Annotated in this window: 4 protein-coding genes, 1 tRNA gene and 3 rRNA genes (1 of these 8 running past the window's edge); 7 read left to right on the forward strand and 1 reads right to left on the reverse strand. The window is 68.1% G+C overall.

Features of this window, described 5'->3' with window-relative positions; all coding sequences use genetic code 11:
• The 4 genes from LC193_RS24355 to LC193_RS24370 all read left to right on the forward strand — a co-directional run.
• Positions 1-12 (forward strand): 16S ribosomal RNA (locus LC193_RS24355); it begins 1524 nt to the left of the window's first position.
• A gap of 258 nt (positions 13-270) precedes the next feature.
• Positions 271-3383 (forward strand): 23S ribosomal RNA (locus LC193_RS24360).
• A 54-nt stretch (positions 3384-3437) separates the two neighbouring features.
• Positions 3438-3554 (forward strand): 5S ribosomal RNA (gene rrf / locus LC193_RS24365).
• Together the 16S, 23S and 5S rRNA genes with 1 tRNA gene alongside form the textbook arrangement of a ribosomal RNA operon.
• A gap of 5 nt (positions 3555-3559) precedes the next feature.
• Positions 3560-3632: transfer RNA gene (locus tag LC193_RS24370), tRNA-Thr, on the forward strand.
• An 82-nt stretch (positions 3633-3714) separates the two neighbouring features.
• Here the strand turns inward: LC193_RS24370 and LC193_RS24375 are convergent.
• Complete coding sequence (locus LC193_RS24375; RefSeq protein ID WP_226077456.1) at positions 3715-6321, reverse strand: SpoIIE family protein phosphatase; 2607 nt, start codon at positions 6319-6321, stop codon at positions 3715-3717.
• A 359-nt stretch (positions 6322-6680) separates the two neighbouring features.
• Between LC193_RS24375 and LC193_RS24380 the strand changes: the two genes are divergently transcribed.
• From LC193_RS24380 to LC193_RS24390, 3 genes are all read left to right on the forward strand, one after another.
• Positions 6681-12641, forward strand: coding sequence for a HAMP domain-containing protein (locus LC193_RS24380; protein WP_450264594.1), 5961 nt, complete (start codon positions 6681-6683; stop codon positions 12639-12641).
• Positions 12642-13031: 390 nt separating this feature from the next.
• A complete protein-coding gene (locus LC193_RS24385; RefSeq protein ID WP_086157671.1) occupies positions 13032-13709 on the forward strand; it encodes a response regulator in 678 nt (225 codons plus the stop codon).
• A 58-nt stretch (positions 13710-13767) separates the two neighbouring features.
• Positions 13768-16455, forward strand: coding sequence for a DNA translocase FtsK (locus LC193_RS24390; protein WP_226077458.1), 2688 nt, complete (start codon positions 13768-13770; stop codon positions 16453-16455).
• Positions 16456-16513: the final 58 nt, after the last annotated feature.

Consider the following 16513-nt stretch of genomic DNA (forward strand, 5'->3'; position numbering starts at 1 on the left):
ATCACCTCCTTTCTAAGGAGCATTGGCCAGCTCCGGGCGAGTGTCCCGGGGTGGTTGCTCATGGGTGGAACGTTGACTATTCGGTTGGTTGCTGGTCGTTCTCGTGGCGAGTACTACCTGGCGGTTCTTCGGGATCGTGGGGTGTGGAAAGTTGGTTGGGATGGCTGGTGGTCGATGGGGTGCGCTGTTGGGTGTCTGAGGGCACGGTCGTGTGAGCGGCTTGGTCTTCGGTTGTTGGTTGAGAATTGCACAGTGGACGCGAGCATCTGTGGCCAAGTTTTTAAGGGCGCACGGTGGATGCCTTGGTACCAGGAACCGATGAAGGACGTGGGAGGCCGCGATAGTCCCCGGGGAGTTGTCAACCGAGCTTTGATCCGGGGGTTTCCGAATGGGGGAACCCGGCAGTCGTTATGGGCTGTCACCTGCCGCTGAATGTATAGGCGGTGTGGAGGGAACGCGGGGAAGTGAAACATCTCAGTACCCGTAGGAAGAGAAAACAACCGTGATTCCGGGAGTAGTGGTGAGCGAAACCGGAGGAGGCTAAACCGTTTGTGTGTGATACCCGGCAGGGGTTGCGCAGGCGGGGTTGTGGGAGTTCTCTGTGATCGTTCTGCCGGACGGTCGGCGAGTAAGAAATCGTGGATGTAGGCGAAGGGCATGCGAAAGGCCTGGCGTAGAGGGTAAGACCCCCGTAGCTGAAATGTCTGCGACTCGTTGGAGGGCCACCCAAGTAGCACAGGGCCCGAGAAATCCTGTGTGAATCTGGCGGGACCACCCGTTAAGCCTAAATATTCCCTGGTGACCGATAGTGGATAGTACCGTGAGGGAATGGTGAAAAGTACCGCGGGAGCGGAGTGAAAGAGTACCTGAAACCGTGTGCCTACAAGCCGTGGGAGCGTCGCATACCGGGCTTGCCCGGTGTGTCGTGACTGCGTGCCTTTTGAAGAATGAGCCTGCGAGTTTGCGGTGTGTTGCGAGGTTAACCTGTGGTGGGGAGCCGTAGCGAAAGCGAGTCCGAAGAGGGCGATCGTAGTAGCATGCCCTAGACCCGAAGCGGAGTGATCTAGCCATGGGCAGGGTGAAGCGTGGGTAAGACCGCGTGGAGGCCCGAACCCACCAGAGTTGAAAATCTGGGGGATGACCTGTGGTTAGGGGTGAAAGGCCAATCAAACTCCGTGATAGCTGGTTCTCCCCGAAATGCATTTAGGTGCAGCGTCGTGTGTTGCTTGCCGGAGGTAGAGCACTGGATAGGTGATGGGCCTTACCGGGTTACTGACCTTAGCCAAACTCCGAATGCCGGTAAGTTGAGCGCGGCAGTGAGACTGTGGGGGATAAGCTCCATGGTCGAGAGGGAAACAGCCCAGAGCATCGACTAAGGCCCCTAAGCGTGTGCTAAGTGGGAAAGGATGTGGAGTCGCAGAGACAGCCAGGAGGTTGGCTTAGAAGCAGCCACCCTTGAAAGAGTGCGTAATAGCTCACTGGTCGAGTGATTCTGCGCCGATAATGTAGCGGGGCTCAAGTACACCGCCGAAGTCGTGTCGCCGCACCTTGTGTGTGGTGGGTAGGGGAGCGTCGTGTGCTGGGTGAAGCAGCCGCGGAAGCGTGTTGTGGACGGTTCACGAGTGAGAATGCAGGCATGAGTAGCGATTCACACGTGGGAAACGTGTGCGCCGATTGACTAAGGGTTCCTGGGTCAAGCTGATCTGCCCAGGGTAAGTCGGGACCTAAGGCGAGGCCGACAGGCGTAGTCGATGGACAACCGGTTGATATTCCGGTACCCGCCGTGGAGCGCAAGCGCTGAATCTTCTGATGCTAAGCCCGTGAAGCCGCCTGGTGGTGTCTTTGACACTTCTGGGAGTGGTGGAGCCGGTGACCCGAGGGGGTAGTAGGTGAGTGATGGGGTGACGCAGGAAGGTAGTCCAGCCCGGGCGGTGGTTGTCCCGGGGTAAGGGTGTGGCCCGTCGTGCAGGTAAATCCGTGCGACATGAGGGTGAGACCTGATGCCGAGCCGATTGTGGTGAAGTGGACGATCCTATGCTGTCGAGAAAAGCCTCTAGCGATGTTTCATGGTGGCCCGTACCCGAAACCGACTCAGGTAGTCAGGTAGAGTATACCGAGGCGTTCGGGTGAACTATGGTTAAGGAACTCGGCAAATTGCCCCCGTAACTTCGGGAGAAGGGGGGCCGCTTCTGGTGATGGGCTTTACGCCTGGAGCTGGGGGTGGCCGCAGAGACCAGCGAGAAGCGACTGTTTACTAAAAACACAGGTCCGTGCGAAGCTGTAAGGCGATGTATACGGACTGACGCCTGCCCGGTGCTGGAACGTTAAGGGGACTGGTTAGCTGTCTTTCGGGATGGCGAAGCTGGGAACTTAAGCGCCAGTAAACGGCGGTGGTAACTATAACCATCCTAAGGTAGCGAAATTCCTTGTCGGGTAAGTTCCGACCTGCACGAATGGCGTAACGACTTCTCGGCTGTCTCAACCATAGGCCCGGTGAAATTGCAGTACGAGTAAAGATGCTCGTTTCGCGCAGCAGGACGGAAAGACCCCGGGACCTTTACTATAGCTTGATATTGGTGTTCGGTTCGGTTTGTGTAGGATAGGTGGGAGACTGTGAAGCTCGGGCGCCAGCCTGGGTGGAGTCGTTGTTGAAATACCACTCTGATCGTGCTGGATGTCTAACCTGGGTCCGTGATCCGGATCGGGGACAGTGTCTGGTGGGTAGTTTAACTGGGGCGGTTGCCTCCTAAAGAGTAACGGAGGCGCCCAAAGGTTCCCTCAGCCTGGTTGGTTATCAGGTGGTGAGTGTAAGTGCACAAGGGAGCTTGACTGTGAGACTGGCGGGTCGAGCAGGTGCGAAAGCAGGGACTAGTGATCCGGCGGTGGCTTGTGGGAGCGCCGTCGCTCATCGGATAAAAGGTACCCCGGGGATAACAGGCTGATCTTCCCCAAGAGTCCGTATCGACGGGATGGTTTGGCACCTCGATGTCGGCTCGTCGCATCCTGGGGCTGGAGTTGGTCCCAAGGGTTGGGCTGTTCGCCCATTAAAGCGGTACGCGAGCTGGGTTTAGAACGTCGTGAGACAGTTCGGTCCCTATCCGCTGTGCGCGTTGGAGTCTTGAGAAGGGCTGTCCCTAGTACGAGAGGACCGGGACGGACGAACCTCTGGTGTGCCAGTTGTTCTGCCAAGGGCATGGCTGGTTGGCTACGTTCGGGAGGGATAACCGCTGAAAGCATCTAAGCGGGAAGCCTGCTTCGAGATGAGGACTCCCACCCACTTGATGGGGTAAGGCTCCCTGGAGACGACAGGGTTGATAGGCCGGAGATGGAAGCCTGGTGACAGGTGGAGTTGACCGGTACTAATAGGCCGAGGGCTTGTCCTCAGATGCTCGCGTCCACTGTGAATTCTCGGCCGGCGGCTGGTGCCCTTTCAGGGTTCCGGTGGTCATGGCGGAGGGGAAACGCCCGGTTACATTCCGAACCCGGAAGCTAAGCCCTCCAGCGCCGATGGTACTGCATGGGGGACCGTGTGGGAGAGTAGGACGCCGCCGGAATATCTGCCCCAATAGCTCAGTCGGCAGAGCGTCTCCATGGTAAGGAGAAGGTCAACGGTTCGATTCCGTTTTGGGGCTCAACAAACGAATAATATTCAGGCTCCCGCCGTGTGGCGGGGGCCTTTTTCGTGTTCCCACCCCCGTCGCCCCCGGCCCCGGATCACTGCGGGATGCGCAGGGTCAGGATCGCCATGTCGTCCGACGGGGCGTCGGACGCGAAACGTTCCACCGCGCGCAGCACGCGTGCCGCGACGGCGCCCGCCGTGAGACCGGTGCACGAACTGAGGACGTCCGCCAGGCCGTCGTCGCCGAGCATGCGCGTGCCCTCCCTGCGCTCGGTGACACCGTCGGTGACGCACAGCAGAACATCGCCCGGGTTCAAGGTGGCGGTCTGCTCGTACAGTTCGAGGTCGTCCATGACTCCGAGCAGAGGCTGCGGGCTCGCGGCCGGCGTGACGGTGCCGTCGGGCGTGAGACGGAGCGGCAGCGGGTGCCCCGCGCACACCATCTTCAGCAGCGCGCCGCCTTCCGGCTGCGGCCACAACTCGCCGTACAGCAACGTGATGAAGCGGGCGCGCGGACCTTCCTCAAGGATGGCCGCGTTGAGCCGTTCGAGGACCGCCGCGCCGTCCAGTCCTTCCCTGGCCAGCAGGCGCAGGGCGTGCCGGGCCAGGCCGGTGACGGCGGCTGCCAGCGGTCCCGTTCCGCAGACGTCGCCGATGGCGAAGCCGTAGGCGCCCTCGCGGATGGGGAAGACGTCGTAGAAGTCGCCACCGACCTCGTTGCCCTCGCCGGCCGCGCGGTAGATGACCTCGACATCGACGCCGTCGATGTGCGGCAACTCCGGCGGCAGCAGGCTGCGTTGCAGGGACTGGCTGATCGCGGTGCGTTCGCTGTACAGGCGGGCGTTGTCCAGGGCGAGCGCCGCCCGGCGGGACAGGTCCTCGGCCAGCTCAAGGATGTCCTGGCGGAACCGCTCGTCCGTCGGCTTGCCGAGGGCCAGCAGGCCGATGACGCGGTTGCGCGCGATCAGCGGCAGGACGACCGTTTCTCCGCCGACGGCGGACGCGGTGCCGAGGCCGGTGCCCGGGACCCCGGCGGTCGACGGCAGCTCGCCGAGGGCGAGGCTGCGCAGCGATGTCCGCAGCGCGGTGTTGTGCGCGGCGTCCGCGGGGGCGGTCCAGGCGCGCACGCCCAGGGTGATGTCCGGGTCCGGCGGGTCGACGCGGTCGAGGAGCGCCTTGATGCCGTCGATCCGCTCCTCGTCCTCGTGGAGGACGTAGGACAGGACCGGCTCGGAACCGGCGTCGGGGATCGTGTAGACGGCGCACCAGGTGGCGAGCGTCGGCACGGTCATCTGCGCCATGAGGGCGAGGGTCTGGTTGCGGTCGAGCGTTCCGGCGAGGAGTTCCGACGCCTCGACGAGGAAGGCCAGGGACCCGCGGCGGAGTCGTTCCAACTCGGTCAGGCGGGCCGACTCGACGGCGAGGGCGATGCGGTCGGCGGCGAACTGGAGGCGCAGCGCCTCCTCGTTGGAGTACCGGCCGGGTGTCTCCGACGCGACGCCGAGCGAGCCGGTGAGGCGGCCCTCGACCTTCAGGGGCACGATCACGACGGCGTGCATCCCCGTGCCGGAGAGCAGCGGCACGGCGCCGGGGGCCGTCGCCAGGTCCTCGTGGACGGACGGCATGCGGGCCGAGCCGTACCGTCCGCTCCCCGTCTCCACGGGAACGCGGGCGAAGCGCTGGCGCGCGGAGGGGAGCCCCGTGGTCGCCCTGACTTCGAGTTCGGTCTCGTCGTCGGTCGCGAGGAGGAGGAACGCGGCGTCGCCGTCGAGCATGTCGCGGGCCCGTTCGACGGTGCGCTGGAGCAGGCCGTCGAGGTCGTCAGGGGGCGGCGACCCGATGAGCGCGTCCAACGGGTCGCCGGCCGAGCGGTCCAAGGGGTCGGCGCCGTGGGCGGGGACCCGGGACGGGCTCTGGAGGATGGCACGCTCCTGGTCGCGCACGATGAGGCAGACCGTGGACGGCTCGCCGTGGGCGTCGCGGACCCGCAGGTGGCAGGCGTAGACGGGAACGGTGCGGCCGGCGGAGTCGCGCAGCCCGTAGCTGCCCTCCCAGCGGGAGAGCGCCAGGGCCTCGGCGATGCCGGTGCCCGTGCCGGGTGTCTGGGGCCAGGCGGCGAGGTCGGCCAGCGGCTTGCCGACGACCTGCTCGGGGGCGTAGCCGAACAGCTCGGCGGCGTCGTCGTTCCACGCGGTGATGCTGTCGGCGCGGTCGACCTGGACCACGGCCACCCGGACCCGCGTCTCGCTGACGGGCAGGGACTCGTCGGGCAGGACGGGCCCGGCGGAGCGTGTGCCGACGGGCAGGGTCTGCTGGTCGAGACGGAACCAGACGCATTTGTCGGTCGCCGTGTAGTCCACGCCCCAGCGCGACGCCAGGGCGGCGCACAGCAGGAGGCCGCGACCGCCCTCGCTGTTCAGGTCGGGCCGGCCGCGGGACACCTCGGCGAGCGGCAGTTCGCGTTCCGGGTGCCGGTCGACGACCTCGATGCGGACGCCGTCGGGGTCGCGGAGGCAGCGGACGTCCGCGGCCGTTCCCGCGTGCACCACGGCGTTGGTGACCAGCTCGCTGGTCAGGACGACGGCGTCCTCGATGAGGTCGGTGAGGCCCCAGCCCTGGAGCGTGTCCCGGACGAATCCCCGCGCGGTCGCGACCGAGCGTCCAACCGGCTCGAAGGTGGCCGCAGCTCGCGCGGTGATCACGTCACTCCCCCAGAAGTTTGTCTCGTCGCTACCCGGTGGCCCATGGACAGCCGGAAGCCAGGTTACTGACGTCGACCGCCCCGACGGACAGCGCATCCGCGGATTTCCCCCTGACCGGCAAAGCCGTGGTATGCGATGCTGCCGAACTGTTATCGCCCGGTCCGTCGGGAGTGAAACACTGGGAACGCGTGATGTGAAAGCCCTGACCGGATGGTCGACCTTGCGGGAGGGACACAGTGGTGTCTGACGGAGCAGCTGCGCGTGCCGGGACGGCCGCACGAGCGAAGAGGTCGCGGAGCGGCGGCACCGTGGAGGTGGACGCCGCCGCGCTGAACCGGCTGCTCTCCGGGTTGGAGGCGATGCGGGACGGCAATTTCCGCAAGCGGCTGACCGTCGCGAGCGAGGGGCCGATGGCGGAGATCGCCGCGGTGTACAACGAGGTCGCCGAGCGAAACCTGCACGTCACGGGTCAGCTGGCGCAGGTGCGGCGCGTGGTGGGCCGGGAGGGCAAGCTCAGCGAGCGGCTGGAGACGGGGCTGTGCGAGGGGGCCTGGGCGAAGGCCATCGACGACGCGAACGACCTGGTCGACGATCTGGCGCGGCCCGTCGCCGAGGTGGGCAGGGTGCTGACCTCCGTGGCCGAGGGCGACCTGCGGCAGCGGATGGAGCTGCGGGCGCTGGGGGGGAAGGGCGCCGGGCGCCCGTTGCGCGGTGAGTTCCTGCGGATGGGCAGGACCGTGAACGGGCTGATGGACCAGCTGTCCGAGTTCGCCGACGAGGTGACCCGCGTGGCGAGCGAGGTGGGGACCGAGGGGAAGCTGGGCGGCCAGGCGCGCGTGCGCGGCATGACGGGTTCGTGGAAGGACCTCACGGATTCGGTCAACACGATGGCGGCCCGGCTGACCGCGCAGGTCCGCGACATCGCGGGGGTGACGAAGGCGGTCGCGGACGGCGACCTGTCCCGCAAGGTCACGGTGCACGTGGCGGGGGAGATGCAGGAGCTGAAGAACACCGTGAACACCATGGTGGACCAGCTCTCGTCGTTCCAGTCCGAGGTGACGCGCGTGGCCCGCGAGGTGGGCACCGACGGGGTGCTGGGCGGCCAGGCGCGGGTGGGCGGTGTCGGCGGGGTGTGGAAGGACCTGACCGATTCCGTCAACCTGATGGCGGGGAACCTCACGAAGCAGGTGCGGGAGATCTCGCAGGTCACTTCCGCCGTCGCCAACGGCGACCTGTCGCAGAAGATCACCGTGAGCGCGAGCGGCGAGGTGGCGCGGCTCGCGGACACCATCAACGCGATGACGGGGACGCTGTCGTCGTTCGCGGACGAGGTGACGCGCACCGCCACGGAGATCGGGACCCACGGCACCCTGGGCGGCCAGGCGCGCGTGCAGGGTGTGGCCGGTGTGTGGAAGGAGCTGACCGACTCGGTCAACACCGCCTTCAAGAACCTGTCGGATCAGGTGCGTGCCATCGCGCAGGTCACCACGGCGGTGGCGAACGGTGATCTGTCGCAGAAGGTGACGGTGGATGTCTCCGGCGAGATGCTGGAGCTGAAGGACACCGTCAACAGGACGGTGGATCAGCTGTCCTCGTTCCAGTCGGAGGTCACCCGCGTCGCGCGGGAGATCGGGGATGAGGGCAAGCTCGGCGGGCAGGCGTCGGTGCTCGGGGTCGCGGGGGCCTGGAAGGACCTCACCGATTCGGTGAACACGGCCTTCCGCAACTTGACGAACCAGGTCAGGAACATCGCCTCCGTGACGACCGCGGTGGCGAACGGCGATCTGTCGCAGAAGGTGACGGTGGACGTCTCCGGCGAGATGCTGGACCTGAAGAAGACCGTCAACCGCATGGTCGACCAGTTGTCGTCCTTCGCCGAGCAGGTGACCCGGGTGGCCACCGAGGTGGGCATCGACGGCAGGCTCGGCGGCCAGGCGCGGGTGGACGGCGTGAGCGGGACGTGGAAGGCGCTGACCGACTCCGTCAACCAGATGGCGATCAACCTGACCGACCAGGTGCGGAACATCGCCTCCGTGACGACCGCGGTGGCGCGTGGCGACCTGTCGCAGAAGATCGAGGTCGACGCCCGGGGCGAGATCCTCGAACTCAAGGACACCGTGAACACGATGGTGGATCAGCTGTCGTCGTTCGCGGAGCAGGTCACGCGGGTGGCGCGCGAGGTGGGCACCGAGGGCAGGCTCGGCGGCCAGGCGCAGGTCTCGGACGTGGCGGGGGTCTGGCGCGACCTGACGGACTCCGTCAACGGGATGGCCTCGAATCTCACCCACCAGGTGCGCAACATCTCCGATGTCGCGATGGCCGTGGCGCGCGGTGATCTGTCGCAGAAGATCACCGTGGACGCCCGGGGCGAGGTCGCGGCGCTGAAGGACACGCTGAACACGATGGTGGACCAGCTGTCGTCGTTCGCGGAGCAGGTGACCCGGGTGGCGCGCGAGGTCGGGACCGAGGGCAGGCTCGGCGGCCAGGCCGAGGTGGCGGGGGTCGCGGGCACCTGGAAGGACCTCACGCAGTCCGTGAACGGGATGGCCAACAACCTGACCTCGCAGGTGCGGAACATTTCGGACGTGACCACCGCGGTGGCCAAGGGCGACCTGACGAAGAAGATCACCGTGGACGCGCGCGGTGAGGTGCTGGTGCTGGTGACCACCGTGAACACGATGGTGGACCAGCTGTCCTCCTTCGCCGACGAGGTGACGCGGGTGGCGCGCGAGGTGGGCACCGAGGGCAGGCTCGGCGGCCAGGCGCAGGTCTCGGACGTGGCGGGGGTCTGGCGCGACCTGACGGACTCCGTCAACGGGATGGCCTCGAATCTCACCCACCAGGTGCGCAACATCTCCGATGTCGCGATGGCCGTGGCGCGCGGTGATCTGTCGCAGAAGATCACCGTGGACGCCCGGGGCGAGGTCGCGGCGCTGAAGGACACGCTGAACACGATGGTGGACCAGCTGTCGTCGTTCGCGGAGCAGGTGACCCGGGTGGCGCGCGAGGTCGGGACCGAGGGCAGGCTCGGCGGCCAGGCCGAGGTGGCGGGGGTCGCGGGCACCTGGAAGGACCTCACGCAGTCCGTGAACGGGATGGCCAACAACCTGACCTCGCAGGTGCGGAACATTTCGGACGTGACCACCGCGGTGGCCAAGGGCGACCTGACGAAGAAGATCACCGTGGACGCGCGCGGTGAGGTGCTGGTGCTGGTGACCACCGTGAACACGATGGTGGACCAGCTGTCCTCCTTCGCCGACGAGGTGACGCGGGTGGCGCGCGAGGTGGGCACCGAGGGGCAGCTGGGCGGCCAGGCGAGGGTCAGGGGCGTCTCGGGCACCTGGAAGGACCTGACGGACAACGTCAACGTGATGGCCAGGAACCTGACGTTGCAGGTGCGGAACATCTCCGAGGTGGCCACGGCCGTCGCGAACGGCGACCTGTCGCGGAAGGTCACGGTGGAGGCGCAGGGGGAGGTCGCGACGCTGGCCGACACGGTCAACCGCATGGTGACCACGCTGTCGTCGTTCGCCGCCGAAGTGACCCGCGTGGCGCGTGAGGTGGGTTCCGAGGGGCGCCTGGGCGGTCAGGCGAACGTGCCGGGGGTCTCGGGCACGTGGCGCGATCTGACCGAGTCCGTGAACTCCATGGCCTCCAACCTCACCGCGCAGGTCCGCAGCATCACCACGGTCACCACCGCCATCGCCAAGGGCGACCTGACCCGGAAGATGGACATCGAGGCGCGCGGCGAGATCCAGGAGCTGAAGGAGACCCTCAACACGATGGTCGACCAGCTCTCCCTGTTCGCCGATCAGGTGACCAAGGTGGCGCGTGAGGTCGGCACCCAGGGGCAGCTCGGCGGGCAGGCGCGGGTGCCGGGCGTGGCCGGCACGTGGCAGGACCTGACCGACTCGGTGAACGAGATGGCGGGCAACCTGACCGGGCAGGTGCGCGGCATCGCGCGGGTGGCCGCGTTCGTGACCAGGGGCGATCACAACGTGCGGATCGACACCGACGCGGCCGGCGAGATCCTGACCGTTCAGGAGCGGGTCAACGACATGATCCGCAACCTGCGGGAGGCGACGCAGGCCAACAAGGAGCAGGACTGGCTCAAGACCAACCTGGCGCGCATCTCCGCCTCGATGCAGGGTCGGCGCGACCTGACGGCCGTGGCCAACCTGCTCATGAGCGAGCTGTGCCCGGCCGTCGCCGCGCAGCACGGCGGGTTCTACCTGGCGGTGCCGGTCGACGGCGACGAGGACATGGTGGCCGGGGTCGGCGAGGAGGACGCGTACGAGCTGCGCCTGATCGCCGCCTACGGTTACGCGCCCGACGCGCAGGCCCTGTCGTTCCGGCCGGGCGAAGGGCTGGTCGGGACGGCGGCGGCCGAGGCCGAGACGCTGCTGTTCGGCCCGACGCCCGAGGGCTACCTGCGCATCTCCTCGGGGCTCGGGGAGGCCCCGCCGGTGACGGTGATCATCCTGCCGGTGGTGTTCGAGGAGCGGGTGCTCGGCGTTCTGGAGCTGGCCTCGTTCAAGCCGTTCACGCCGATCGAACGGGACTTCCTGGCGCAGATGGCCGAGATGATCGCCACGAGCGTCAACACGATCAGCGTCAACACCCGTACCGAGATGCTGCTGAAGCAGTCGCAGGAGCTGACGACGAAGCTCAGGGAGCAGACGGACGAGCTGGAGGAGCAGCGGCGGGCGCTTGAGGAGTCCAACGCCGAGCTGAAGGACAAGGCGGACCTGCTCGCGGAGACCAACCGCAACATCGAGGTGAAGAACTCGGAGATCGAGGAGGCCAGGCGCGGGCTCCAGGAGCGCGCGGAGCAGCTGGCCGTCTCGATGCGCTACAAGTCGGAGTTCCTGGCGAACATGTCGCACGAGCTGCGCACGCCGCTGAACTCGCTGCTGATCCTCGCGAAGCTGCTGGCCGACAACGCCGAGGGCAACCTGTCGCCGAAGCAGGTGGAGTTCGCCGAGACGATCCACGGCGCGGGCTCCGACCTGCTCCAGCTGATCAACGACATCCTCGACCTGTCGAAGGTGGAGGCCGGGAAGATGGACGTTAGCCCGGCGCGGATCGCGCTGGTGCAGCTGGTGGACTACGTCGAGGCGTCGTTCAGGCCGCTGACGGCGGAGAAGAACCTGGAGTTCTCGGTCCGGGTCTCGCCCGATCTGCCGGCGACGCTGCACACCGACGAGCAGCGGCTGCTCCAGGTGCTGCGCAACCTCCTGTCGAACGCGGTCAAGTTCACCGATGTGGGCTCCGTCGAGCTGGTGATCGAGCCGGCGGGCGACGACGTGCCGAACGAGATCCGTGAGCAGATGCTGGAGGGCGGGGCCGTGCTCACGGCGGACGCGCCGCTGGTGGCGTTCTCGGTGTCGGACACCGGTATCGGCATCGCGGCGAGCAAGATGCGGGTGATCTTCGAGGCGTTCAAGCAGGCGGACGGCACGACGAGCCGCAAGTACGGCGGCACCGGCCTGGGGCTGTCCATCAGCAGGGAGATCGCGCGGCTGCTCGGCGGGGAGATCCACGCGGAGAGCGAGCCGGGGCGGGGCTCGACGTTCAGCCTCTACCTGCCGCTCCAGCCGGCCGAACTGCCGCCGCCCGGCTACACGCAGGCGGCGGCCGGGGTGCCGGCGCTGGAACGCGGCGCGGCGGAGCCGGCGGCGCTTGAGGCGGGTCCCTCCGCGATCGGGGAGGAAGCGGAGGACGAGGCGCTGGCGGCCGAGCGCCAGGAGCGGCAGCAGCGCAAGCACAGGGAGGCGTCCATCGCGGCCGAGCGCGCGGCCGAGTCGCTGACGCGGCGGCGCCGCGAGCGGTTCGCGGAGAAGGCCGTGGCCGACGGCGCCGAGACGCAGGTGGAGCCGGAGCCGGAATCCGAGGAGAGTGCGGAGCCGGCGCGGGAGAGCGCGTCGTTGCGGGCGTTCCGCGGGCGCAAGGTGCTGATCGTCGACGACGATGTCCGCAACGTGTTCGCGCTGACGAGCGTGCTCGAACAGCACGGGCTCCGGGTGCTCTACGCGGAGAACGGGCGCGAGGGCATCGAGGTGCTGGAGTCCAACGAGGACGTGACGCTGGTGCTGATGGACATCATGATGCCGGAGATGGACGGGTACGCGACGACGTCGGCGATCCGGCGCATGCCGCAGTTCGCGGCCCTGCCGATCATCGCGCTCACCGCGAAGGCCATGCAGGGCGACCGGGAGAAGAGCCTGGAGTCCGGTGCGTCCGACTACGTGACGAAGCCGGTGGACACCGACCAGCTGCTGACCGTGATGGCGCACTGGATGGAGGGCGGCGCCGGGTGATCTTCCGCATGGTCCCGCCGCGTGGGGGAACTTGGGCGGACGTGTGCTCGTTCCCCCGGTGCGTACCATGCGGTTCGCTCAGGTGTGGAGCGCGTGGTATCGTGACGCAGCGCAATGTACTGATCACCGGGTGCCTTGCGCCGCTGGTCGCTGAACGAGCGGGCGGGACGCCTTTTCCGGTACGGCGGGGATCAGGCCGGAGTGTTGCCGGTGACTCGTGGCGGGTGAGGGCGCGTGGACAGTCACCGCACGTGCTCGCGGCGGGTACCGCACTCGCTGGCGATGGCGCCGGGGAGGATGTCAACATGTCCGGCACAGGACCGGGCGGCGTGAGGGTGCCGTCCACAACGGCGGCGCACGACCGTGCCGCAGGGGCGAGGAGGACGGGCCATGGTGCAGAAGGCCAAGATCCTCCTGGTCGATGACCGGCCCGAGAATCTGCTGGCGCTTGAGGCGATTCTCTCAGCGCTCGATCAGACGCTGGTCCGGGCATCGTCCGGGGAGGAAGCGCTCAAAGCGCTGCTCACGGAGGACTTCGCAGTCATCCTGCTCGACGTGCAGATGCCGGGCATGGACGGCTTCGAGACCGCCGCGCACATCAAGCGGCGCGAGCGCACGCGCGACATTCCGATCATTTTCCTCACCGCGATCAACCACGGCCCCCACCACACCTTCCGCGGGTACGCCGCCGGGGCGGTCGACTACATCTCCAAGCCCTTCGACCCGTGGGTGCTGCGGGCCAAGGTGTCCGTGTTCGTCGAGTTGCACATGAAGAACATGCAACTGCGCGAACAGGCCGTGCTGTTGCGCCGCGAGCTGGACGGCGGCCACACGGGCGCCGACCCGGAGCGTCCCGCCGGAGGACTCCTGCCCGAGCTGTCGGCGCGGCTCGCCGCCGTCGAGGAGCAGGCCGAGGTGCTGACCAAGGAGCTGTCCGAGTCGGGTGGCGGGCTCGCCGTGTCCACGGCCGCCCACCTCGAACGCAAGCTCGCGGGGTTGCGGCGGGCGCTCGACGCGTTGCAGCCGGGGGCCGCCGAGGAGAAGTCGGTGGAGACGCAGACCGGCTGAGCCGTCGTGCGGCACGTGGTCCGTGCTCAAGGCGTGCCGCCCCGGTAACCTCACCTCCATGGCCTCAGGTACGTCCGGCAAGGGTTCCCAGGGCGCTCGCGCCGGGCGCGGTGGGGGCGGAGCGAAGAAGGCGGCGCCCGCCAAGAAGGCGCCCGCGAAGAAGGCGCCCGCGAAGAAGGCCGCGGCCAAGAAGCGGGCCGCCGCCCCCGTGAAGAAGCCCGCTCCGCGACCCAACCTCGCGTTCCGCGTCGCCCGCCGGGTATGGCTGGGCATCGCCCACCCGGTGGGCGCGCTGCTGCGGGGCATAGGGCGCGGCGCCAAGGGTCTTGACCCGGCCCACCGCAAGGACGGCGAGGCGCTGGCGCTGCTCGGCCTCGCCCTCGTGGTGGCGGCGGGGACCTGGTCCAACCTCCAGGGACCCGTCGGTGAACTGGTCACCATGCTGGTGACCGGCGCCTTCGGGCGGCTCGACCTGATCTTCCCGCTGGTGCTCGGCTTCGTGGCGGTCCGGCTGATCCGCCACCCGGAGAAGCAGGAGGCCAACGGCCGCATCGTCATCGGCCTCAGTGCGCTCCTCGCGGGCGTCCACGGGCTGGTGCACATCGCCACGGGTGCCCCGGGCCGCAGCGAGGGTGCGCAGGCGCTGCGCGACACCGGCGGCCACCTGGGGTGGGCCGCCTCCCGGCCGTTGATCGTGGCCGTCGGGGAGCCGCTGGCCGTCGCGCTGCTGACGCTGCTCACGGTCTTCGGGCTGCTCGTGGTCACGGCCACGCCGGTGAACGCGATCCCGCGCCGGCTGCGGCAGGGGGCCGTCCGGCTCGGCCTGCTCACCGGCGGCGACGCGGACCGCGAGACCGTGTTCGTGGAGTACGAGCGGGACGACCCGGAGCCCGTCCGCCCGTCTCCCGGCCTCGCGGAGCGGTCCGCGCCCGAGCGCCGCCGCAGGGCGCCGCGGTCGGGCGGCGGCCGGCCGGCGGGCGGGCGGGGCGAGGACCCGGTGGATGTGGCGTCGGCCGCCGCCGCGGCGCTGGACGGCGCCGTGCGGCACGGCGTCGACCCCTCGCCCGTGGTGGCCGATCTGAGCAGCCGCGTCGCCGCGGGGCGCGAGAGCGCCAGGCGCGGCGAGGACGCCGCTGACGGCGCCGGGCAGGGCGAGGAGCGCGGCGGCGGGGAGCAGCGGACCGGCGGCGGGAGCGTTCCCGACCTGACCAAGAAGGCCCCGGAGCCGGCGCAGGTTCTGCCGGCCCGGGCCGAACAGCTCCAGCTGGCCGGGGACATCACCTACGCGCTGCCCTCGCTCGACTCGCTGGTGCGCGGCGGCCCGGGCCGTGCGCGGAGCGCGGCGAACGACGCGGTGGTGGACTCGTTGACGAACGTCTTCACCGAGTTCAAGGTGGACGCGCGGGTCACCGGGTTCACGCGCGGGCCGACGGTGACGCGCTACGAGGTCGAACTGGGGCCCGCCGTCAAGGTTGAGAAGATCACCGCTCTGGCGAAGAACATCGCCTACGCGGTGGCGAGCCCCGACATCCGGATCATCAGTCCGATTCCCGGCAAGTCGGCGGTCGGCATCGAGATCCCCAACAGCGACCGCGAGATGGTCAATCTGGGTGACGTGCTGCGCATGGCCGACGCGGTCGGGGAGGGCCATCCGCTCCTCGTGGGCCTCGGCAAGGACGTCGAGGGCGGCTATGTCACGGCGAACCTGGCCCGGATGCCCCACATCCTCGTCGCCGGCGCCACGGGCTCCGGCAAGTCGTCCTGCATCAACTGCCTGATCACCTCGGTGATGATGCGCTCGACCCCCGAGGAGGTGCGGCTGGTCCTGATCGACCCCAAGCGGGTCGAGCTGACGGCCTACGAGGGGATTCCGCACCTGGTCACCCCCATCATCACCAACCCCAAGCGCGCCGCCGAGGCGCTCCAGTGGGTGGTGCGCGAGATGGACCTGCGCTACGACGACCTCGCGGCCTACGGGTTCCGGCACATCGACGACTTCAACGCCGCCGTCCGCGCGGGCAAGGTGACGCCACCGCCGGGCAGCGAACGCGAGGTGGCCCCCTACCCCTACCTGCTGGTGATCGTGGACGAGCTGGCGGACCTGATGATGGTCGCGCCGCGGGACGTCGAGGACGCGATCGTGCGGATCACGCAGCTGGCGCGCGCGGCCGGCATCCACCTGGTGCTGGCCACCCAGCGGCCGAGCGTGGACGTCGTGACGGGGCTCATCAAGGCGAACGTGCCCTCGCGGCTCGCATTCGCGACGTCGTCGCTTGCCGACAGCCGCGTGATTCTCGATCAGCAGGGCGCGGAGAAGCTGATCGGCAAGGGCGACGGGCTATTCCTGCCGATGGGAGCGAGCAAGCCGGTCCGTATGCAGGGTGCCTTCGTCACCGAGGAGGAGGTGGCGGCCGTTGTCGGGCACTGCAAGAAACAGATGGCGCCGGTGTTCCGTGACGACGTCACCGTTTCGTCGGGCCGGAAGAAGGAGATCGACGAGGAGATCGGGGACGACCTGGATCTGCTGTGCCAGGCGGCGGAACTGGTGGTGTCCACGCAGTTCGGTTCGACGTCGATGCTCCAGCGCAAGCTGCGGGTGGGCTTCGCCAAGGCGGGCCGGCTGATGGATCTGATGGAGTCGCGTGGCGTGGTGGGGCCGAGCGAGGGGTCGAAGGCCAGGGACGTGCTGGTCAAGCCCGACGAACTCGACGGTGTGCTGGCGCTGATCCGGGGGGAGACTCCGTAGGCCACGTCGTCGCGGATCTTGGCGGAGCCGGGTGGATCCGGCCGCTTTCCCGGGCCGT

The organism is Streptomyces marincola (genome assembly GCF_020410765.1).
Lineage (GTDB): Bacteria > Actinomycetota > Actinomycetes > Streptomycetales > Streptomycetaceae > Streptomyces > Streptomyces marincola.